Raw genomic sequence first — 21,080 nt, 5'->3', positions numbered from 1 at the left:
GACGTACGGGTTGCGAACGAACGTACGAGGTAACTACTTTGAACCCATGAGTTCAAATATGCCGGACGACCGGCTGGACGCGCGGCTGCTGGGCATGATCGGCGTGATCCTGCTCGGCGGCCTGCTGGGCATCCTCAACAGCACGATGGCCGCCGTCGCCGTCGACACCCTGGCCACGACCTTCCACACCTCACTGAGCACGATCGGCTGGACGTCCACCGGGTTCCTGCTGGCCGTGACGGCCACCATCCCGTTCACCACCTGGGCCGTCGACCGGTTCGGCGGCAAGCGGCTGTGGCTGGCCGGGCTGGCGCTGTTCCTCGCCGGCTCGCTCGGGGCCGGGCTCGCCTGGAACGTGGGCGTCCTGATCGTCTTCCGCGTGGTCCAGGGGTTCGGGGCCGGGCTGCTCGACCCCCTCGTGTTGATCCTCCTGGCCCGCGCCGCCGGGCCGCGCCGGGCCGGGCGGGTGATGGGCCTGATGGGCGTCGTCCTGTCCCTGGGCCCCGTGCTCGGGCCGATCGCGGGCGGCGCCGTACTGGCCGGGCTGTCGTGGCGGTGGATGTTCCTGCTCAGCGTGCCCTTCGGCCTGGTGGCGCTGCTGCTCGCGCTGCGCGTGGTCCCCGCCGACGAGCCGCCCGCCGGGGCGTCGGCGCGGCTCGACGTCGTGGGGCTGGCGCTGCTCGGGCCCGGGTTCGCGGCCGTCGTCCTGGCCCTGTCGCAGACGGCCGAACAGGGGGCCTTCACCGCCTGGCAGGCCCTGCTCCCGCTGGGCGCGGGCCTGGCCCTGCTCCTCGCCTACGCCGTACACGCCCGGCACGCCCCAGGCGGGACGCCACCTCTGATCGACCTGCGGTTGTTCACCAGCCGGGGCTTCAGCGCCAGCGTCGCGATCATGGGCCTCGGCGGGCTGGCCCTCTTCGCCGCCCTGTTCGCCCTACCCCTCTACTACCAGCAGGCCCACGGGCACGGCGTGCTCGCCGCCGGGCTGCTGATGGCGCCACTCGGGCTCGGCGGCGCGGTCGCCATGCCGCTGGCCGGGCGGCTCTCGGACCGCATCGGCGCCCGCGGCCTGGCCACCGGCGGCGCGCTCGTGGCCGGCCTCAGCGCGCTGGCCTTCACCCGGATCGGCGCGAACACGCCCGAGATCTGGCCGGCGCTGGCGGCGTTCACGATCGGGCTGGGCAGCGGGTGCTTCAGCGCACCCGCGATGGGCTCCCTCTACCGGGCGCTCCCGCCGTCCATGGTGGCGCAGGGCAGCTCGGTGCTCTACATGCTCAACCAGCTCGGCGCCGCGCTCGGCGTCGCCGTGGTCACGCTCATCCTCCAGACCGCCGGAGAAGTGATCATCGGCTTCCACGGCATCTTCTGGCTCGTCGTGGCCGTGATCGCGATCGTCCTGGCCGCCGTCCCACTGCTGCCGGGCCGCCCCCGTACGGAACCCGTACGGGAAGCGGAGCCGGCGAGGAGCGCATCATGAGGACACTGGTGATCAGCGGCGGCACGGACGGCATGGGACGGGCGCTCGCCCGCACTTACCTCGAACGGGGCGACGCCGTGGCCGTCATCGGCCGCGACAGGTCCAAGGCTCTCCCCGGGGCCGTGTTCATCCCCGCGGATCTGAGCTTGATCAGCGCGAATCGGCGGGTGATCGACGAGGTCAACGTCAGGTTCCCGGTCGTGGACGCGCTCGTGTTGTGCGCGCGCTACTTCCGCACGCACCGGTTCGTGACGGCGGAGGGCATGGAGGGGACCTTCGCGCTGGACTACCTGAGCCGCTTCCTCCTCAGCTACGGCCTCACCGCACCTCGCCTCATCGTGAACGTGTCAGGCCCGGGCCAGCCGACCGACCTCATCCACTGGAACGACCTCATGCTCGAGCGCGGGTACGACGGCGTGACCGCCCAATTCCAGGCCGGCAAGGCGAACGACCTGCTCGGCGTGGCCTTCGCCGCCCGGCACGGCGGCCGCACGCGCTATGTCCTCATCCACCCCGGAGGCGTCTCGACGAGCGTCGCCGGCGAGTACGACGCGGCGACCGCCGCGCACGTGGAGGCGCTCAAGAAGCACGGACTGCCGGTCGAGGAGGGCATCAAGCCGATCGTCGCCCGCATCGACGACCCGCCCGCCGAGCCGCTCAGCGCCTTCATCCGAGAGCGCCGGATCGCCCTCGACCCCGGGCCCTTCGACCCGGCCGCCGCGGAGCGACTCCACGAGCGCACGCTGAAGGTGATCGACTCGACGGGGAACCGAGTGTCCTATCCCTTGTAGTTGAAGATCTGGCGGAGCGTGTGCTGGACCTCCACGAGATCCCGCTGGTCCGCCATCACCTGGTCGATCGACTTGTACGCCTCGGGATGCTCGTCCACCAGCGCGGCGGCCCGATCCGCGTTCCAGGTGCGGCCGCTCATCGCCGCGGTGAGGGAAGCCGCGGACAGCTCCCGCTTCGCCTTCGTCCGCGACATGCGGCGGCCCGCACCGTGGGAGCACGAGTTGTACGACTCGGGGTTACCGCGACCGCGCACGATGTACGAGCGCGTGCCCATCGAACCCGGGATCACGCCCTCGTCACCGGTGTCGGCCTTGATGGCCCCCTTGCGGGTGATCCACAACGTCTTGCCGTAGTGGGTCTCCTGCTGCGTAAAGTTATGGTGACAATTGATCGTGCGGACCCGCTCGCCCTTGCCGACGACCTTGAACAGGGCGTTGATCAGGACCCTGTCCATCCGCGCCCGCGAGGCCATGGCGTAGTGCTGGGCCCACAGCATGTCCTCGATGTACGCGGTGAACTCCGGCGTGCTCTGCACGAGATACGCCAGGTCCGGGTCCTCCAGGCTGAGGGCCTGCTGCTTCATCAGCTTCTTCGCGCCCGTGATGTGCATCTGGGCGAGCTGGTTGCCGATGCCGCGCGACCCCGAGTGCAGGACCGTCCAGACGTGGTCCCGCTCGTCCAGGCAGACCTCGACGAAGTGGTTGCCCGAGCCGAGCGTGCCGAACTGGTCGCTCACCTTCTTGGTCTGCTTGGGGGTGAGGTCGGTGTGCGGGAGCCCGAGGTCGCTGAGCGCGCGGTCGACCGCCGGGTCTTCGTGCCCCTTGCCGACGCCGGCGGGGATGCGGTGCTCCACCATCGGCATCAGGGCGGCGAGGGTCTCGGGCAGGTCGGCGGCCGTGAGCGTCGTCTCGGTGGCCACCATGCCGCAGCCGATGTCCACGCCGACGGCGGCCGGGATGATCGCGTTCTCCGTGGGGATCACCGAGCCGACCGTCGCACCGATGCCGACGTGCGCGTCGGGCATGAGAGCGACGTGGCCGGAGACGAACGGCAGGCGTGCGGTGCGAGCGGCCTGCGTGATCGCGCCTTCGTCGATCTCGCTGGCCCACGACAGCAGGTTGGGTGCGGGCTGGTTCGGCACGGTGAAATCTCCTCACTGGTTCTTGATCAGTGTGGCGTGACCAGGAAGGATTTTCCCACCTATTTTACCGAAGCCGAGTTTGACGGGCGGGCGAGGTTGATCTCTGTGACAAGTGGGCTAACCCTCGACGAACGTGACCGTCTCGTCGAGTGGCGCGCGGCCCGTACGGATGTAATCCACCGTGACGTCCTCGAACCCGATCGACATGCCGCAGAAGAGGACGAGCCCGTCCGGGGGTGTTAGGACCTCCGCGACGGTCTTGCGATAGACCGACCACGCCATCTGCGGGCAACTGTGCAGCCCTTCGGCGCGCAGCAGCAGCATGACGCTCTGCAGAAACATGCCGAGGTCGGCCCATTGGGGCCGGCCCATGTCGCGGTCGATGTAGCAGAACAGGGCGGCGGGCGCGCCGAAGCACTGCCAGTTCGCGGAAGCGGCCCTCTGGCGCGACTCCCAGTCGTCGCGCGTAATGCCGAGCGCGCTGTAGCGCTCCTTGCCGAAGGCGGATCGGCGCTCATGGTAGGGGGACTTCAGTGCGGACGGGTACATCTCGTACTCCCGCTCGTCCCAGGGATCGCCCGCGGCCACGCGCTCGCCGGCGCGCTTCTTGAGCTCGGCCAACGGCTCGCCCGTCAGCACATAGGCGTGCCAGGGCTGGAGGTTCGATCCGGACGGCGACCAGGCCGCGGCGGACAGCACGCGTTCCAGCACTTCCCTTGGGACAGGCCGGTCGTCGAATCCCCGCACCGCCCGTCGACTCGTGACCGCCTCGTATACGTCCAAGATCACCGACCCCCCATCGGCTCAACGCATCTAATTCCGTTACGGTAGCCGACGCGTTCAGGAGCGACGATGGTGGCACTGCTCAAGGCCAGGTTCGCCGCGAAGCCGCACAGAACGAAGCGCCTACGCCTCACCACCTGCGGGATAGGCGAACCGGGTCAGCAGATCTCTCAGCTGCTCGCGCTCGCCAGGCCCCAGATCGGCAACCAGACGCTCGGCCAGCGGCTCCGCCGCCACATGGGCCGCGTCGAAAAGCTCGACGCCCTGAGGCGTGATCTCCACAGCCCGCACCCGCCGGTCCCCCGGAACGGCCTTGCGTACGGCCAGCCCCTTGCGCTCCAGGTCGTCCACGACCCGCATGATTCCCGCCTTGTCCGATCCCGTCGCCGCCGCCAGGTCGCGCTGCACCGTGGGCCCGCGGTTGACCAGCACGATCAGCACGGCGAAATGCCGCAGCTCGATGCCGAGCGGCCGGAGCGCCTCCGTCATCACCGTGGCCGCTCGCCAGTGCGCCTGGCGCAGCAGCAGGCCGAGAGCGAAGGGCGAGGGATCTCCGGGGCGGTCGGTCGCACGTGAGGCGGCGGCTTCGCGAGGAACGTCGGCGGTCATAAGAGCATGCTACCGCCATCATTTCATTCGATACGGTATCGCATGAAATTAACGCCGTCCGGCTCAGCGGTCTCACTCCGGGTCGGCCAGCGTGCCCTGCTCGTCACCCACCACCTCGGCGATGGCCGCGAAGAACGCGGCGATGCCGGGCAGGTTGGCGCCCTTGGCACGGGAGGCGGCGAAGTCGTCTTCCGACCGCCACTCGACGATGTCCAGCCACTCCTCGCCCGGCAGCCGTACGAGGCGGGCGTCCAGGAAGCCCTCCCGGTCTGCACGGAAATCCGCCAACATGGCGGGCCGGGCGGCCAGCAACGCCTCGCCCTGGTCCGGCGCCACTTTGAAACGCGTCAGCTCCACGAAGGTCGTCATCGTCATCTCCTCGATCGGTTCTGCCACCGAACGATATAGTCACAATTTATTATAGTCAAATTTAGTGACAATCATCTTAGGTGACCGAAGGTGCGGGCACGGCTCCCAGCGGTACCTGTCGATCACTTCCGTGGCGCGCCGGCGTGCCTCTGGGATGCGGGACCCGCATCGCCGCTCATGGGGCGCCGCCCTCGGCTCGCCTACCGAGCGGGCAGGGGTGGGGAACGTGTCGGTTCGGGCAGCAGATCACGCCGATGCTGACGAAGCGGCCGCCCTGCAGCCACTCGCCCCACTGCACGTCAACGCCGCGCGGCAGCAGGTCGCGAGCGTGGTCAAGCCGCTCCCGCAGCGTGATGCGCTCCGGCGCGAGCAGTACACCACGGACCTTGCCGTACTCGGCCGCCAGCCAGTCGGCCGCCTCACCCACGTCGTGGAAGGTGGCCGCGATCCGAGAGGCGGGCTTGGCCAGCCAGTCGCCGGTCCGCATCGGCGGCAAGACCGATGTGGGGAAATCAGGCGAGCCAGTACGGCGCTCGGCCTCGTTGGCACGCTCGGCACCGTTGCCGATCCACTGGTAGGCATGCCAGTGCATGATCATGGCGCTCCCGTAGAGTGCTGGGGGCGGCCCCTGCTTGCTTCGATCAGGCAGGGACCGCCGTCTCACGCTGTGCCTAGATGGTGGTCATGCCGGTGGCACGCAGCTCGGCACCGGTGAACCGGAGTGTCCCGGCGTCCGGGTTCTTCGAGTCACGCAGCGCATAGGCGTCCTCGACACCCGGAATCGGGGCGATCAGCACGCAGGACTCCATCGTCTCCTCCTGCTGGTTGCCGCCGCACAGTCGGGTGAACGGCACGTCGCCGAGCGGTTGACCGTACAGATCCCTCACGCGGATCTCCTCTCGTTCGAGCCCCTTGAGTCATGGGGCGGACTTCCCATGCGCGCGGTTGCGCCTGGGGGGTTGGAATCCTTTGGCCCGCCGTGGGCGTTCGGACGCCGGGTCGGGGCCGCCTTTATGCAGCAGACTCCGAGAAAGCAGCCCACGAAGTAGCGTTGCCAATACAGAGAGTCATGGTCTAGGGGTGGACTGTCCGCATGGTGTCCGCAGCCGCTGCGGACAGTCATGCGGACATGACAGGGAGCGCCGCATGGGCACTGAAACGTTCGGCGAGGCACTTCGACGCCTACGTGGTGATATGTCCATCCGGGACGTAGCGCGGCTGGCCAACTGCGGCAAGAGCCACATCTCCGATCTCGAAAACGGACGACGGGCACCCAGCCTGGCCATCGCAACAGCACTCGACAGGGCTCTCGGAGCCAACGGCAGACTGGTGGCCCGATTGCCGCCCCCACCGGACTGCGCTCCGGCACCGCAGCCGCATAGGGATGAATGGGAGGATCTGAGCGAACTGCTGCGCCGCACCTTCTTGAGACGTGGCCTTGCCGCCGTCACATTGCCCGCCATCGGCTTGGAAGACCTGAAGCACATCGCGATGGCGATCAACGATGCCCGCCGGTACGCCGATAAGGAAGTGGCTGCTCATCTTGAGCGCCAACTTGTCGATTGTGCTGCCAACGATCGCACGCGCGAGCCCAGACAGAGCATTCCAACGGCCCTTGGCCTGGTTGCCGCCATCGAGGATATGGCGAAGGAAGCAAAACCAGATGTGCGGCACTCTCTGTTCAAAGTCGGGGCACGGACTGCTGAGCTTGCCGGCTGGCTGTACCGCGATATTGCGATGCCGGAGCCGGCCGGCTACTGGCGCGACCGTGCGATGGAATGGGCTCAGGCGACGAGTGATTTCCCCATGCAAGGGTACGTGCTACTGAAAAAGAGCCAATCGGCATGGGATCAGCGCGATGCGCAAAGGATGCTCGCCCTTGCCGTGGCCGCCCAGGAAGGACCATGGCGCTTGCCACCTCACGTGCAAGCCGAAGCGGTCCAGCAGGAGGCCAGAGGTCTCGCCATGCTCGATGGCGACACGAAGCTGATCGAGTCGAAGCTTGAACTGGCACGTGACCTGCTGACACAGGACGGCAAGGCAACCGGAATCGCCGCTCACTACGATGAACCCTTGTTCAGCCTGCAAGTCGCCATCTGCCACCAGGAGTCAGGCGAGTCCGAGCGAGCCATCGAGACTTATGAGCGGTGGCTCTCGCCACAAGCATTCTCGCGGAGGGATTACGGCTACTTCCTCGCGCTGAAGGGTGAGGCATTTGCAGCGGCCGAGCAACCGGACCAGGCAGCAACCAGTGGTCTTGAAGCCTTGACGCTGGCACAGGAAACCAATTCAGCCCGCACCCGTCTGGAGATTTTGCGACTCATCGGACGGTTGCAGCCCTGGCAGCACAGGGAAAGCGTGCGCGAGCTACGTTACGCCATCCTTGCTTAGCCACTCGACCACTGTGCGGATGACGTAGGCTTGCCACTCCTGAGTCCGCGGATCGGCATAACGAGGATCATCGTGGACGGCGATGCCGTGTTGGGCACCCTCTATTTCGATGAGCCGGGCATCCCCTCCGAACTGGCGGACCGCATCCCGCGACGACTGCACTGGAATGAACGTGTCATCGGTGCCGTGCACCAGCAGCGTCGGCGTGGTGATATTACCTAGCTCCTTGTGCGGTTGGAGGTAGAACACTTCGTTGAGCAGCGCTCGTCCCAGCTTGAAGGTCGGCGAGTGGCGCACAAAGCCCTGCGCGGCCAACTCCTGTCCAGCGTCCTCGTTGACGTAGCCATCCTGCCAGTACGGCTTGTCATCCACGAAGCGCTTCTTATAGTTGAGCAGCGGATTGAACAGCACCAGCCGATGCACGGCTTCCGGGTGGCGCGATGCGTAGAAGGCCGATATCCCACCGCCAAAACTTGCACCGACGATGTTCGTCTGCTCACTGCCCAGTTCGGCGCATACATAGTCGACTGCCGCCCGGATGTCGTTGACGACACCGGCAATCGTCAGGTCTTCTTGCCTGCCGTCGCTCTCGCCGTGGGCTCGGAAGTCGAAGCGCAGCGATGGCAGACCGGCATCTGCCAGACCAAGCGCCAGACGACTGAAGAAGCCGCCTTCCTCGCGAGTGACGCCGCCACCGTGCACCAATACCGTTGTCGGTGTCCCCTCTGGCACGTCAGGGACAACCATGGTGCCGCGGAGTTCGAGTCCGTCGAGGGAGCGGAAGGCGACTTCGCGTGCGATTGGAGTCACGACCAGCAGCATACGGACGGCATCGACAATACGGCGGCTATCGGCGCTGAGCGCACGGACGTTGTCGTCGCATCTCATCCAGGAGCCCTGTCACGTCGCCTTCAGAGCAATCGCGTCTCCGGGTGACACGCGTTCGGACGAGCGAGGCGGCGACGTTGACGTCGGCGAAGACCATTCCAACGCATTGTCGAATTGCTGCCAGGCATGCCCCTGCTGGGCGAGGACCTTGGTCCGGGGTGGGCTCCAGCAGGCCCAGCCGGTAATCGGGCAACGGGCGGGCCCAACCAGTCGCCGAAGGCGTGGGGTGCGCCGATAGGCGCCTTGATAAGAGACAGCCTGAGCCCCGAGCGCGAAGCGCTCCCTTGGGAAGCCCTTTTTGCTCGGGGCGGGCATCTGACGGCCCACTGTCCAGATGGGCGACGGGTGTACTACTTGGCGTTGGCCTTCAGGTAGTCGGTGTTCATCTGGGCGATGGTGTCCAGCGGGATGCCCTTGGGGCACACCGCCGTGCACTCTCCCGTGTTCGTGCAGCCGCCGAACCCCTCCGCGTCCATCTGGTCCACCATGGCCTTGGCGCGGGACAGGCGCTCCGGCTGGCCCTGGGGCAGCAGGCTCAGGTGGGTGATCTTGGCGGCGGTGAACAGGGAGGCGGAGCCGTTCGGGCAGGCCGCCACGCACGCGCCGCAGCCGATGCAGGTCGCCGCGTCGAAGGCCGCGTCCGCGTCCTCCTTGCGTACGGGGATGCTGTGGGCGTCCGGGGCCGAGCCGGCCGGGACCGAGACGAAGCCGCCCGCCTGGATGATCCGGTCGAAGGCGCTGCGGTCCACGACCAGGTCCTTGACGACCGGGAAGGGGGCGGCGCGCCACGGCTCGATGGTGATCGTGGCGCCGTCCTCGAAGTGACGCATGTGCAGCTGGCACGTCGTCGTCGCGCGCTGTTCCCCGTGCGCGACGCCGTTGATGACCATGCCGCACATGCCGCAGATGCCCTCGCGGCAGTCGTGGTCGAAGGCGATCGGGTCGTCGCCCTCCAGGATGAGACGCTCGTTGAGGACGTCCAGCATCTCCAGGAAGGACATGTCCGGCGAGACGTCTTCCACCCGGTAGGTCACCATCCGGCCGGAGTCGGTAGGGCCGTTCTGGCGCCAGACCTTGAGGGTCAGGTTCACTTGTAGCTCCGCTGGCTCATCTTGACGTACTCGTACTCGAGCGCTTCCTTGTGCAGCACCGGCCCGTCGGGCGAGGACTCCCAGGCCGACACGTGCGCGAAGTGCTCGTCGTCGCGCAGCGCCTCGCCGTCGGCGTCCTGGGACTCGGCGCGGAAGTGGCCGCCGCAGGACTCCGTGCGGACCAGGGCGTCCAGGCACATGAGCTCGGCCAGGTCGAAGAAGTCGGCGACGCGGCCGGCCTTCTCCAGGACCTGGTTCAGCTCCTCGGCCGTGCCGCTGACCTTGACGTTCTGCCAGAACTCTGCACGCAGCTCAGGGATGCGCTCCAGCGCCTTGCGCAGCGACTCCTCGGTGCGCTCCATGCCGCAGTAGTCCCACATGAGCTTGCCCAGCTCGCGGTGGAAGGAGTCGGGGGTACGGGTGCCGTTCACGGCCAGGAGCCGGTCGATCTTGCTCCGGACCTTGATCTCGGCCTCCGCCACGGCCTCCTCGTCCACGTCGCCGAACGGCCCGGCGGCCAGGTAGTCGCCGAGGGTGGTCGGCAGGACGAAGTAGCCGTCGGCCAGGCCCTGCATCAGGGCCGAGGCGCCGAGGCGGTTGGCGCCGTGGTCGGAGAAGTTGGCCTCGCCGATGACGAACAGGCCCGGGATCGTGGACTGCAGGTCGTAGTCCACCCACAGCCCGCCCATCGTGTAGTGGACGGCCGGGTAGATGCGCATCGGCACGTCGTACGGGTTCTCACCGGTGATGCGCTCGTACATCTCGAAGAGGTTGCCGTACTTCTTCTCCACGGCGTCGCGCCCGAGGCGGGCGATGGCGTCGCGGAAGTCCAGGTAGACGCCCAGACCGCCGGGGCCGACGCCGCGGCCCTCGTCGCAGACGTTCTTGGCGGCGCGGGAGGCGATGTCACGCGGGACGAGGTTGCCGAAGGCGGGGTAGATCCGCTCCAGGTAGTAGTCGCGCTCCTCGTCCGGGATGTCGCCGGGGGCGCGGGTGTCGTTCTTGCGCAGCGGCACCCAGACGCGGCCGTCGTTGCGCAGCGACTCCGACATCAGCGTCAGCTTCGACTGGTACTCGCCGGAGACGGGGATGCAGGTCGGGTGGATCTGCGTGTAGCAGGGGTTGGCGAAGTACGCGCCGCGCTCGTGCGCCCGCCAGATCGCCGTCGTGTTGCAGCCCTTGGCGTTCGTGGACAGGAAGAACACGTTGCCGTAGCCGCCGGTGGCCAGCACCACGGCGTCGGCGATGTGGCGCTCGATCTCGCCGGTCACCATGTCGCGCACGATGACGCCGCGGGCCCGCCCGTCGGAGACGATCACGTCGAGCATCTCGTGCCGGGTGTGCATGGTCACGGTCCCGGCCGCGATCTGCCGCTCCAGCGCCTGGTAGGCGCCCAGCAGGAGCTGCTGGCCCGTCTGGCCGCGGGCGTAGAACGTACGGGAGACCTGGGCGCCGCCGAAGGAGCGGGTGTCGAGCAGGCCGCCGTACTCGCGGGCGAAGGGGACGCCCTGGGCCACGGCCTGGTCGATGATGTTCACCGAGACCTGGGCCAGGCGGTAGACGTTCGACTCGCGGGCGCGGAAGTCGCCGCCCTTGACCGTGTCGTAGAAGAGCCGGTAAATGCTGTCGCCGTCACCGCGGTAGTTCTTGGCGGCGTTGATCCCGCCCTGCGCGGCGATGGAGTGCGCGCGGCGCGGCGTGTCCTGGTAGCAGAACGACTTGACGTTGTAGCCCAGCTCGCCCAGCGTCGCCGCGGCCGAGCCGCCCGCCAGGCCGGTGCCGACCACGATCACGTTGAGCTTGCGCTTGTTGGCGGGGTTGACCAGCTTCGCGCTGAACTTCCGCTTCTCCCACCGCTCCTCGATGGGACCGGCCGGAGCCTTGCTGTCCCGAATCTCCGGGCCTTCCGTATATTTCATTACTTAACAACTCCGAAGGTGATCGCGAGCGGCGGCGCGAGGAACCCGATGACCAGCAGGGCGGACACCAGCCCGGCGACCGGCCGGAGAGCCTTGTTACGCGTCCGGTTGGCCCAGCCGAGGGTCTGGAAGGCGCTCCAGATGCCGTGCCGCAGGTGCAGGCCGACCATGACGACGGCGACCACGTAGATCAGGGTCACCCACCACCGGGAGGCGTCGAAGCCGGCGATCATCCGGTCGGCGGGCGCGGAGTCGAAGCCCTTGGGGTTCACGACGCCGAAGGTGAGGTCCAGCAGGTGCCAGACGAGGAAGAGCAGGATCGTGAGGCCACCGAACCGCATGATGTGCGTCGCGTAGCCGTTCGCCTGCGACTTCTTGGCGACGTACTTGACGGGCCTGGCCTGGTGGGCGCGGCGGGACAGCGAGATCGCGGCCCACATGTGCAGGACGACCGACGCGACGAGGACGACCTCGAGCAGGGTCAGCACCGTTCGATAGGGCGCGATCGGCTCCAGGAGCGTACGCAGCGCGTGGGCGTACTCGTTGAACGAGTCCCTGCCCAGGAAGATCTTGAGGTTGCCCAGCATGTGGAGGACGAGGAAGAGCACCATCACGGCCCCCGTGACGGCCATGACGGCTTTCTTGCCGTTCGACGAGCGCAGGAACCCGCCGGGCCTCCTGCTCGTTGGAGCGTTCTTGCGAGCGGTAACAGGCGCGGTGGCTGCGCCGCGCTCTATCGTGGCAGTCACGTCTCCAAACGCTAGGTATCCAGCAATCATCCGTCCAAGTCATGACGGGTCTGGTTTCGATAGCCACCGGCTATGATGCTTGGTTTGTACGGTCGCCCCACGGAAATGACGCCGCTCGGTGCGAGGAAAATCACATGCAGTTGCAACAACTCGCGTACTTCGTGGCGGTCGCGGAGGCCAGGCACTTCACCCAGGCGGCCGAGCGCATGAGAGTCGCGCAGCCGTCGCTCAGCAAGCAGATCAAGGCCCTGGAGGCCGATCTGGGCGCCCCGCTGTTCTCCCGGGCCCGGGGCAACGTCACGCTGACGCCGGCCGGTGAGGCGCTGCTACCGCTCGCCCGCAGGATCCTCGCCGACGCCGACACCGCCAGGCAGGAGGTGGCCCAGCTCGCCGGGCTCCGCCGGGGCCGGGTGCGGCTCGGCGCCACGCCGTCGCTCTGCGCGGGGCTGATGGCAGACGCGCTGGCCCGCTTCCACCGCGCGTACCCGGGGATCGAGCTGCTGGTGGAGGAGGGCGGCTCGCGTGACCTCGTCAGGGCGCTCGCGCGGGGGCAGCTCGACCTGTCGCTGATCATCATGCCGCTGCAGAGCGACGACCCCTCGCTGGTGACCGAGGAGATCCTGCGGGAGAACCTGGTGGTGGCCGCCCCCTCCCATGAGCGGCCGAAGGGCCCGTACATGGAGATCGAGGCCCTGCGCGGGCGCCAGATGGTGATGTTCAGGCGCGGCTACGACCTTCGGGAGGCCACGCTGGCGGCCTGCCGGCAGGCCGGGTTCGAGCCCAGGTTCGCGGTGCAGGGCGGCGAGATGGACGCCGTGCTGCGGTTCGTGGAGGCGGGGCTGGGCGTGGCCGTGGTGCCCTCGATGGTGCTCGACGGGCGCCCGGGGCTGTCCGGCACGCCGCTCGCGCCGCCGGGGCTCAGCCGTACGATCGCGCTGGCCCAGCGCAAGGACGTCGAGCCGACCAGGGCCGCCCAGGCGTTCAGGGAGACCCTGCTGTCGTTCGTCGTGGAGGCCGGTCACGAGGGCACGCTTCCGCAAGGGGTGGATCTCATCGCAGAATGACCTGGACAGCCCGACTCCCTGGTGAGGCGTTTTGACCGCACATCTAACGGAAACGCTGACGCTGCTCCTGATCGAGGACGACGACGGCGACGCCTTCCTCGTGGAGGAGCTGCTCAAGCAGGCCGACGCGCCGCCGAAGATCTTCTGGGCGCGCAGCCTGCAGGAGGCCAAGGCCAAGCTGACGCCCCAGATCCAGTGCGTGCTGGTCGATCTCTCCCTGCCCGACGCCGGCGGCCTGGAAGCCCTGGAAGCGGTGCTCGCGCTGGCGCCGCACACCGCCGTGCTGGTCCTCACCGGGCTCAGGGACGCGCACGTGGGCGTGGCCGCCGTCCAGGCCGGCGCGCAGGACTACCTGGTCAAGGGCGACGTCGACGAGCGGCTGCTGGCCAGGGCCATCCGGTACTCGATGGAACGCAAGCGGGCCGACCTGGCCCAGCTCGGGCTCGTGCAGGCGGAGCTGACGGCCAAGGAGAACGCCAGGCTGCAGGGCGCCCTGCTCCCCGGCCCCCTGCTGCGTACGGACGCGATCGAGCACGTCACCCGCTACCTGCCGGGCAGCGGCGGCACGCTGGCAGGTGACTTCTTCGACACCGTGCAGACGCCGGACGGCTCGGTGCACATCGTGGTCGGCGACGTGTGCGGGCACGGCCCCGACGAGGCGGCGCTCGGCGTGGCGCTGCGCGTCGCCTGGCGCACGCTGGTCCTCGCCGGTCAGACGGACGACACGCTGCTGCGCACGATGGACGCCCTGCTGCGGGCCGAGCGGAACACCCCCGAGATCTTCACCACCCTGTGCATGGCCACGCTCAGCCCCGACCTGCGGCACGCCAGGATGCGCGTGGTCGGGCACCCGCCGCCGGTGCTGGTGCGCGACGGAGCCGTCCAGGTGGTCGACGGCACGCCCTCCGGACCGCCGCTCGGGATCTTCTCGGACGCGGAGTGGTCGGTCATCGACGTGCCGCTGGGCGACGAGTGGTCCATGATGCTCTACACCGACGGCCTGATCGAGGCCGCGGTGGGCGAGGGCGAAGAGCTGCTCGGCGTGGAGGGCCTGGTCGATCTCGTACGCGAGTACGGCGCCATCGACCTCGACCGGCTCATCACCCACGTCGGCACGCTGAGCGACGACCTCGCCGTGGTCCTGGTCCGGAGGAGGAGACAATGAGCATCAACCCGCTGCCTCCCCCCAAGGAGCCGACCGGGCTGGGCAGGCTGCCCGTGGCCCGCTGGTTCCTGATCATGGGCCTGGTGGCCGGTGTCGTGCTCCTGGCCGGGATCGTGATCGCCATGATGTTCAGCGCGCGCGCCCGCGCGCTGGCGCGGGCTCCCGCCGTCGAGGAGCAGCTCGACCAGCTCAACATGGCGCTGATCGTGCTCTTCGCGGTGATGGCCGCGTTCGGCATAGCGCTGGCCTTCATCATCCGCTACGCCGTGCTGAAGCCCATCGACCAGCTCACCCAGCAGGTCCGCACCGTGGCCGCCGGCGACTTCGACCACGCCCTGCACGTCGACAGGCCGGCCGAGCTGGCCGAGCTGTCCAGCCACGTCGACTCCATGCGCGGCCGCATCGTGTCGGCCTGGCGGACGGCCGACGACCAGGCCGAGGAGCTGCGCAGGTCCAACGGGGAGCTGGAGCAGTTCGCGTACGTGGCCAGCCACGACCTGCAGGAGCCGCTGCGCAAGGTCGCCAGCTTCACGCAGATGCTGGAGCAGCGCTACGGCTCCGAGCTCGACGAGCGGGCCAAGCAGTACATCCACTACGCGGTCGACGGCGCCAAGCGCATGCAGCTGCTGATCAACGACCTGCTCGACTTCTCCAGGGTCGGCAGGGTGACCGGCGGCAAGACCACGGTCGACTCGGGGAAGGCCCTCGACACGGCGCTGGACAACCTGTCGGCCACGATCGAGGACACCGAGGCCACGGTCACCAGGGACGAACTGCCCGCGGTCAAGGGCAACCGGGTGCAGCTCACCCAGCTGTTCCAGAACCTGATCGAGAACGCCGTCAAGTTCCGCTCCGAGGCGCCCCCGCGCATCCACATCGGGGCCACCAGGTCCGGCGACATGTGGGAGTTCAGCTGCTCCGACAACGGCATCGGGGTCGAGCCCAAGTACGCCGACCGCATCTTCCTGATCTTCCAGCGACTCCACCCCCGCGACGTGTACCCGGGTACTGGCATCGGGCTGGCACTTTGCCGCAAGATCGTCGAGTACCACGGCGGACAGCTCTGGCTCGACGGCGAGGCCGAGGGCCAGGGCGCGACGTTCCGCTGGACGCTGCCGGCCGCGGGAGACGACGATGAATGAGGGGCGCCCCATCGAGGTGCTTCTGGTGGAGGACGACCAGGGCGACATCCTGCTCACCAAGGAGGCCTTCGACTTCAACAAGGTGCGAAACCGCCTCAACGTGGTCAACGACGGCGAGCAGGCGATGGCGTACCTGCGCAACGAGGACGGATTCGCCGACGCGCCGAGGCCCGACCTCATCCTGCTCGACCTCAACCTGCCGAGGATGAGCGGCCTGGAGGTGCTGGCCGAGGTCAAGGCCGACGCCGGGTTGCGGACGATCCCGGTGGTGATCCTGACGACCTCTGAGGCGGAGGAGGACATCCTGCACAGCTACCGGCTGCATGCCAATGCGTATGTGTCCAAACCGGTGGATTTTGAGCAATTTATCCGGGTTGTCCGGCAGATAGACGATTTTTTCGTGACTGTGGTTAAGTTGCCCGCCCAGGGGCAGCGCCCTGACGGGCGTACGTGACAGGAATCACAGCTAGTCATCGAAATTGTGAGTGACCCCGCTCACAAATTCGCATGCTGTCGTCGTAACGTATCCCCCACCAACGCGCGCCTGAGCGGTCGCTCGCCGCCCGCGCGCCCAGCGAATACGAAAACCACGGACCCCCTGCGCGACGGGTCCGCGGGAGGTGGAGAGGTCCGCGATGACCCAGACTACGCCCGACGCTCCGGTCAGAAGGCAGCGAGCGCAAGTCAAGGTGCGCACCCTGCGCACCGACAGATGGTGGCTTGTCCCGCTGCTGACGTTCCTCGGGCTCAGCTCATTCCTTGTCTACGGCGTGTGGGCGATCATCGACAACAGCTACTTCGTCGATCCCTACATAGCGCCGTTCTCGTCGCCCTGTCTGGCGACGTCATGTCCCGAGGGGGCCCGGCTGTTCGGCCTGGCGCCTTTCGGTGACTGGTACGCACTCCCGCCGGGGCTGCTGATCCTCGGCCTGCCGGGCGGTTTCCGGCTTACCTGCTACTACTACCGCAAGTCCTACTATCGCTCGTTCTGGCTCTCGCCGCCGGCGTGCGCCGTCCAGGAGCCGCACGGCAAGTACACGGGCGAGCGGCGCTTCCCGCTGATCCTGCAGAACGTGCACCGGTACTTCTTCTACGCGGCCATCGTGATCGGCCTCATCCTGGCCTACGACGCCGTCCTGGCGCTCGTGCACAAGCCGATCGGCCTGGGCACCTGGATCCTGGTCGTCAACGCCGTCCTGATCAACGCCTACACGCTGTCGTGCCACTCCTGCAGGCACATCACCGCGGGCAGGCTCAACCACTTCTCTCGTCACCCGCTGCGCTACCGGGCCTGGACGTTCGTGTCCAAGCTCAACGCCAAGCACCAACCCCTCGCGTGGGCCTCGATGTTCTCCGTCATGGGCGCCGACCTGTATGTCCGCCTGGTGGCCAAGGGCATCATCGCCTTCCCGTACGCGTAAGGACCAGCTTCAGTGGATAACTCGCTTAACACAGAGCGTCACGAATACGACGTCGTCGTCATCGGCGCGGGCGGCGCCGGCCTGCGGGCCGCGATCGAGGCCCGCCAGCAGGGCAAGAAGACGGCGATCGTGTGCAAGTCGCTGTTCGGCAAGGCCCACACGGTCATGGCCGAGGGCGGCGCGGCCGCCGCGATGGGCAACGTCAACGCCGACGACAACTGGATGGTGCACTTCCGTGACACCATGCGGGGCGGCAAGTTCCTCAACAACTGGCGGATGGCCGAGCTGCACGCCAAGGAGGCGCCCGACCGCGTCTGGGAGCTGGAGGCCTGGGGCGCGCTGTTCGACCGCACCAAGGACGGCAAGATCAGCCAGCGGAACTTCGGCGGGCACGAGTACCCGCGGCTCGCACACGTGGGCGACCGTACCGGCCTGGAGCTGATCCGCACGCTGCAGCAGCGCGTCGTCGCCCTCCAGCAGGAGGACTACGAGAAGCACGGCGACTACGAGGCCTACATCAAGGTCTTCGCCGAGTGCACGATCACGCGGCTGCTCAAGGACGAGGACCGGATCGCGGGCGCGTTCGGCTACTGGCGCGAGACCGGAAATTTCGTGCTTTTCGATGCGCCCACCGTGGTCCTGGCCACCGGCGGCATCGGCAAGTCGTACGTCGTCACGTCCAACTCCTGGGAGTACACCGGCGACGGCCACGCCCTGGCCCTGCTCGCCGGCGCCAACCTGATCAACATGGAGTTCATCCAGTTCCACCCCACCGGGATGGTCTGGCCGCCCTCCGTGCGCGGCATCCTCGTCACCGAGTCCGTCCGCGGTGACGGCGGCGTGCTGCGCAACTCCGAGGGCAAGCGCTTCATGTTCGACTACATCCCGGACGTCTTCAAGGACAAGTACGCGACCACGGAGGAGGAGGGCGACCGCTGGTACACCGACCAGGCCAACAACCGGCGCCCGCCGGAGCTCCTGCCGCGTGACGAGGTGGCCCGCGCGATCAACGCCGAGGTGAAGGCCGGTCGCGGCTCACCCCAGGGCGGCGTGTTCCTCGACGTCTCGACCCGGCTGCCCGCCGAGGAGATCAAGAAGCGGCTGCCGTCGATGCACCACCAGTTCAAGGAGCTGGCCGACGTCGACATCACCGCCGAGCCCATGCAGGTGGGCCCGACCTGCCACTACATCATGGGCGGCGTCGAGGTGGACGCCGACACCGGCGCGGCGGCCGTGCCGGGGCTCTTCGCCGCGGGCGAGGTGTCCGGCGGCATGCATGGGTCCAACCGGCTGGGCGGCAACTCGCTGTCCGACCTGCTGGTGTTCGGGCGCAGGGCGGGCGCGGGCGCGGCCGCGTACGTGGACTCGCTGGAGGCTCGTCCCAAGGTCCTGCCCGAGCTCGTGGAGGAGGCCCGCCAGGAGGCCCTGGCGCCGCTGGGGCGCGACGGCGAGAACCCGTACGAGGTCCACCACGAGCTCCAGCGGACGATGAACGACCTGGTCGGCATCATCCGCAAGGCCGAGGAGGTCTCCGAGGCGCTCCAGGTCGTGGAGAAGCTCAAGGAGCGCGCGCAGGTGGTCGGCGCGGCCGGGTCCCGGATCTACAACCCCGGCTGGCACCTCGCGATCGACCTGCGCAACATGGTGCTGGTCTCGCAGTGCGTGGCGCGCGCCGCGCTGCTGCGCGAGGAGAGCCGCGGCGGGCACACCCGCGACGACTTCCCCGGGATGAACCCGGAATGGCGTCGCAAGCTGCTCGTCTGCTCCACCGAGGACGGCTCCACGGTCAAGGTCGAGGAGAAGCTCCAACCGGCCATGCGGGACGACCTGATCACCCTGTTCGACCGGGACGAGCTGAAGAAGTACCTCACCGACGAAGAGATGACCGAGTTCGACGGGATTTCGAAATGAGCTACAAGGCGAAGTTCAAGGTCTGGCGCGGTGAGGGCGGTGAGGGCAAGCTCGAGGACTTCACCGTCGAGGTGAACGAGGGCGAGGTCGTCCTCGACATCATCCACCGCCTGCAGGCCACGCAGGCGCCCGACCTGGCGGTGCGCTGGAACTGCAAGGCGGGCAAGTGCGGCTCGTGCAGCATGGAGATCAACGGCAAGCCGCGCCTGGGCTGCATGACCCGGATGTCCACCTTCGAGGAGGACGAGACCATCACGGTCACGCCGATGCGGACGTTCCCGGTCATCAAGGACCTGGTGACGGACGTGTCGTTCAACTACCAGAAGGCGCGGGAGGTCCCGTCCTTCACGCCTCCGGCCGGCGTCCGGCCCGGCGAGTACCGGATGCAGCAGGTCGATGTCGAGCGGTCCCAGGAGTTCCGCAAGTGCATCGAGTGCTTCATGTGCAACAACGTCTGCCACGTCATCCGTGACCACGAGGAGAACAAGGCCAACTTCTCCGGCCCCCGGTTCCTCATGCGGATCGCCGAGCTGGACATGCACCCGTACGACGTGGCCGACCGCCAGGAGGCGGCGCAGGACCAGCACGGGCTCGGCTACTGCAACATCACCAAGTGCTGCACCGAGGTCTGCCCCGAACACATCAAGATCACCGACAACGCGCTGATCCCGATGAAGGAGCGCGTGGTGGACCGCAAGTACGACCCGCTGGTGTGGCTCGGCAACAAGATCTTCAAGCGCGCCAAGTAGGCACAAGCGAATGAGGGGGGCTGGATCTCCAGCCCCCCTCATTTCGTTTCCCGGCTACTTCTTGCGGCCCCAGCGCCTGCGCTTGGGGTCCGGCATCTCCTTGGTCTGCTCCGGCTGCTCAGGCTGCGGCGGCAGCGGCTGGACGACGGTCGCCTCCGCGTCGGGCGCCAGGTAGGGCGGCGGGTCGTACGCCTGCTGCTCCGGGTTCCGTGGCGGCGGGTCGAACAGGGACTGGCCGCCCTGCCACGGCTCCGAGTCGCCGGACTCCGCCGCCGAGACCGGGCCGAGCGGGCGCTCCTGGCCGGGGACCTCGTAAGGGTCACCGCCGCCCGGCGGGATGTCCCCCGGCGGCGGGTCCGCCGGCACCAGCGGCTCGAACGGGTCGCGGAACTCCTTGGGCTTGGGCGGCTCGTGGTTGAAGGAGTCGAACTCGTCCGGGTGCAGCACCACGGGCTCCGCCACGGGCTGCGGCGGGGCCTCCTGCGCGTAACCCTGGGGCGGGTACGGGTGCTCCTCGTAGCCGGGGACCGGGCCGCTCGGATAGGTCTGCACCGGGACGAAGCTGATGATCGGCGCGTACGCCGTGCCGCCCGGGTAGCCGGGCGCGGGGAAGCCCGCCGTGGCGTAGTAACCGGGCCCCGCGGGGTAGCCGCCGCCCGGAGGAGGCGGCATGTCCGGCCGGCCCGTCTGCGGCCCGGCCTTCCGCACGGCCGCCGCGTGGGCCATCCTGCGCAGGCGTCCCTCGAAGATCAGGACGGCGAAGAGAGCGAGCAGGACCAGCACCAGCGCCGGGATGCTGAGCTTCTGCGTCAGCGACTTCTGGTCGAACTCCGGCGCCGCGTTACGCAGCTCCAGCGGCACCTCCTCGGAGGAGGCGGGCTGCGTGTCGCTCGGCTGCGCCGACGGCGCCGTGACCGGCTCGGAGCTCGCGACCTCCGGGATGTCGATGGACTGTTCGGGGGTGCTCTGCGCGGAGGTCGGGGGCGTCTCGATCGTCTGGGTGGGCAGCGGCTGGGGGTTCTGGTTCTGCTGCGGCGGGGCGCTGGTGGTCGCCGGAGGCGTCGTGCTCTTCGTCGGCTTGGGCGTCTTGCTCGCCTTCGTCGGAGTGGAGGTGACGGTCTTGGTGATCGTCGTCTCCGGCTCCTCGGGCTCCGGCGTGCCCGCCGTCTCGGTGACCGTCACGGTGGTCTCCGGCGTGGTGTCGCACGCCTCGCCGACGTCACAGGGATCGACCGGCTCGTACGCCGACACGGACGCGCTCGCGCTCTGCACGATGAACGGGGTCGCTCCGACGCCGGCCAGACCCAGCGCCAGGACGACAGCGGACGCGGCCGTCGCTCGCGTGCGTGCCACCGGTGCCCTCCGCGTATCCCGGAACCTTGGTCAAGGGAATACTAGTCGGGTCAAAGTAACAGTAAA

General features: G+C 68.2%; 21 protein-coding genes. 10 read left to right on the top strand and 11 right to left on the bottom strand.

Annotated elements, in window-relative coordinates:
* Window positions 1–46 precede the first annotated feature (46 nt).
* Window positions 47–1,477, top strand: coding sequence for a DHA2 family efflux MFS transporter permease subunit (locus ACIBI9_RS27955; RefSeq protein WP_397225812.1), 1,431 nt, complete (start codon window positions 47–49; stop codon window positions 1,475–1,477).
* On the top strand, window positions 1,474–2,268 hold the full coding sequence (locus ACIBI9_RS27950; RefSeq protein WP_397225810.1) for an SDR family NAD(P)-dependent oxidoreductase: 795 nt from the start codon (window positions 1,474–1,476) through the stop codon (window positions 2,266–2,268). Before ACIBI9_RS27955 ends, ACIBI9_RS27950 begins: the two co-directional genes overlap by 4 nt.
* Here ACIBI9_RS27950 and ACIBI9_RS27945 read toward each other — a convergent pair.
* The 6 genes from ACIBI9_RS27945 to ACIBI9_RS27920 all read right to left on the bottom strand — a co-directional run bounded on the left by ACIBI9_RS27945 (window position 2,256) and on the right by ACIBI9_RS27920 (window position 6,058).
* A complete protein-coding gene (locus tag ACIBI9_RS27945) occupies window positions 2,256–3,410 on the bottom strand; it encodes an RtcB family protein (protein ID WP_397225808.1) in 1,155 nt (384 codons plus the stop codon). The genes ACIBI9_RS27950 and ACIBI9_RS27945 overlap by 13 nt on opposite strands.
* A 117-nt stretch (window positions 3,411–3,527) precedes the next feature.
* Complete coding sequence (locus ACIBI9_RS27940; RefSeq protein ID WP_397225806.1) at window positions 3,528–4,199, bottom strand: nitroreductase; 672 nt, start codon at window positions 4,197–4,199, stop codon at window positions 3,528–3,530.
* Between the two features lie 117 nt (window positions 4,200–4,316).
* The gene (locus ACIBI9_RS27935) at window positions 4,317–4,802 is read right to left on the bottom strand and encodes a MarR family winged helix-turn-helix transcriptional regulator (RefSeq protein ID WP_397225804.1); all 486 of its coding nucleotides are present in this window, start codon (window positions 4,800–4,802) and stop codon (window positions 4,317–4,319) included.
* A gap of 72 nt (window positions 4,803–4,874) precedes the next feature.
* A complete protein-coding gene (locus ACIBI9_RS27930) occupies window positions 4,875–5,171 on the bottom strand; it encodes an antibiotic biosynthesis monooxygenase family protein (protein ID WP_397225802.1) in 297 nt (98 codons plus the stop codon).
* 175 nt (window positions 5,172–5,346) lie between these two features.
* Window positions 5,347–5,769, bottom strand: a complete 423-nt coding sequence (locus tag ACIBI9_RS27925; protein WP_397225800.1) for a hypothetical protein — start codon at window positions 5,767–5,769, stop codon at window positions 5,347–5,349.
* A 73-nt stretch (window positions 5,770–5,842) separates the two neighbouring features.
* On the bottom strand, window positions 5,843–6,058 hold the full coding sequence (locus tag ACIBI9_RS27920) for a DUF397 domain-containing protein (protein WP_397225798.1): 216 nt from the start codon (window positions 6,056–6,058) through the stop codon (window positions 5,843–5,845).
* 259 nt (window positions 6,059–6,317) lie between these two features.
* On the opposite strand from ACIBI9_RS27920, the gene ACIBI9_RS27915 reads away from it, so the two are divergent.
* Window positions 6,318–7,562, top strand: a complete 1,245-nt coding sequence (locus ACIBI9_RS27915) for a helix-turn-helix domain-containing protein (protein ID WP_397225796.1) — start codon at window positions 6,318–6,320, stop codon at window positions 7,560–7,562.
* On the opposite strand, the gene ACIBI9_RS27910 is transcribed toward ACIBI9_RS27915, so the two are convergent.
* The 4 genes from ACIBI9_RS27910 to ACIBI9_RS27895 all read right to left on the bottom strand — a co-directional run bounded on the left by ACIBI9_RS27910 (window position 7,539) and on the right by ACIBI9_RS27895 (window position 12,209).
* Window positions 7,539–8,384, bottom strand: coding sequence for an alpha/beta hydrolase (locus ACIBI9_RS27910; protein ID WP_397225794.1), 846 nt, complete (start codon window positions 8,382–8,384; stop codon window positions 7,539–7,541). The two genes, ACIBI9_RS27915 and ACIBI9_RS27910, sit on opposite strands and share 24 nt — an antisense overlap.
* 416 nt (window positions 8,385–8,800) lie before the next feature.
* Window positions 8,801–9,541: a succinate dehydrogenase/fumarate reductase iron-sulfur subunit gene (locus ACIBI9_RS27905; protein WP_397225792.1), complete on the bottom strand. Its 741-nt coding sequence runs from the start codon at window positions 9,539–9,541 to the stop codon at window positions 8,801–8,803.
* Complete coding sequence (locus ACIBI9_RS27900) at window positions 9,538–11,460, bottom strand: fumarate reductase/succinate dehydrogenase flavoprotein subunit (protein WP_397225790.1); 1,923 nt, start codon at window positions 11,458–11,460, stop codon at window positions 9,538–9,540. Before ACIBI9_RS27900 ends, ACIBI9_RS27905 begins: the two co-directional genes overlap by 4 nt.
* The gene (locus ACIBI9_RS27895) at window positions 11,460–12,209 is read right to left on the bottom strand and encodes a succinate dehydrogenase cytochrome b subunit (protein WP_397225788.1); all 750 of its coding nucleotides are present in this window, start codon (window positions 12,207–12,209) and stop codon (window positions 11,460–11,462) included. Before ACIBI9_RS27895 ends, ACIBI9_RS27900 begins: the two co-directional genes overlap by 1 nt.
* 134 nt (window positions 12,210–12,343) lie before the next feature.
* On the opposite strand from ACIBI9_RS27895, the gene ACIBI9_RS27890 reads away from it, so the two are divergent.
* From ACIBI9_RS27890 to ACIBI9_RS27860, 7 genes are all read left to right on the top strand, one after another.
* The gene (locus ACIBI9_RS27890; protein WP_185068521.1) at window positions 12,344–13,273 is read left to right on the top strand and encodes a LysR family transcriptional regulator; all 930 of its coding nucleotides are present in this window, start codon (window positions 12,344–12,346) and stop codon (window positions 13,271–13,273) included.
* A gap of 31 nt (window positions 13,274–13,304) precedes the next feature.
* On the top strand, window positions 13,305–14,438 hold the full coding sequence (locus ACIBI9_RS27885) for a PP2C family protein-serine/threonine phosphatase (protein WP_397225786.1): 1,134 nt from the start codon (window positions 13,305–13,307) through the stop codon (window positions 14,436–14,438).
* On the top strand, window positions 14,435–15,580 hold the full coding sequence (locus tag ACIBI9_RS27880; protein ID WP_397225784.1) for an ATP-binding protein: 1,146 nt from the start codon (window positions 14,435–14,437) through the stop codon (window positions 15,578–15,580). The genes ACIBI9_RS27885 and ACIBI9_RS27880 overlap by 4 nt, the downstream gene beginning before the upstream one ends.
* Window positions 15,573–16,034 (top strand): response regulator, encoded by a 462-nt coding sequence (locus ACIBI9_RS27875; protein WP_397225782.1) that lies wholly within the window; start codon window positions 15,573–15,575, stop codon window positions 16,032–16,034. Before ACIBI9_RS27880 ends, ACIBI9_RS27875 begins: the two co-directional genes overlap by 8 nt.
* A 181-nt stretch (window positions 16,035–16,215) precedes the next feature.
* A complete protein-coding gene (locus ACIBI9_RS27870) occupies window positions 16,216–17,001 on the top strand; it encodes a hypothetical protein (RefSeq protein WP_350725598.1) in 786 nt (261 codons plus the stop codon).
* A 12-nt stretch (window positions 17,002–17,013) separates the two neighbouring features.
* Complete coding sequence (locus ACIBI9_RS27865; protein ID WP_397225780.1) at window positions 17,014–18,912, top strand: fumarate reductase/succinate dehydrogenase flavoprotein subunit; 1,899 nt, start codon at window positions 17,014–17,016, stop codon at window positions 18,910–18,912.
* Entirely contained in the window at window positions 18,909–19,661 is a 753-nt protein-coding gene (locus tag ACIBI9_RS27860; RefSeq protein ID WP_185068527.1) for a succinate dehydrogenase/fumarate reductase iron-sulfur subunit, read from the top strand. Before ACIBI9_RS27865 ends, ACIBI9_RS27860 begins: the two co-directional genes overlap by 4 nt.
* Before the next feature lie 54 nt (window positions 19,662–19,715).
* On the opposite strand, the gene ACIBI9_RS27855 is transcribed toward ACIBI9_RS27860, so the two are convergent.
* A complete protein-coding gene (locus ACIBI9_RS27855; RefSeq protein WP_397225778.1) occupies window positions 19,716–21,014 on the bottom strand; it encodes a hypothetical protein in 1,299 nt (432 codons plus the stop codon).
* Window positions 21,015–21,080 lie beyond the last annotated feature (66 nt).

Source organism: Nonomuraea sp. NPDC050451 (assembly GCF_044458585.1).
Note: the sequence above shows the minus strand (reverse complement) of the source record. Positions and strands in the feature narration are given on the sequence as shown.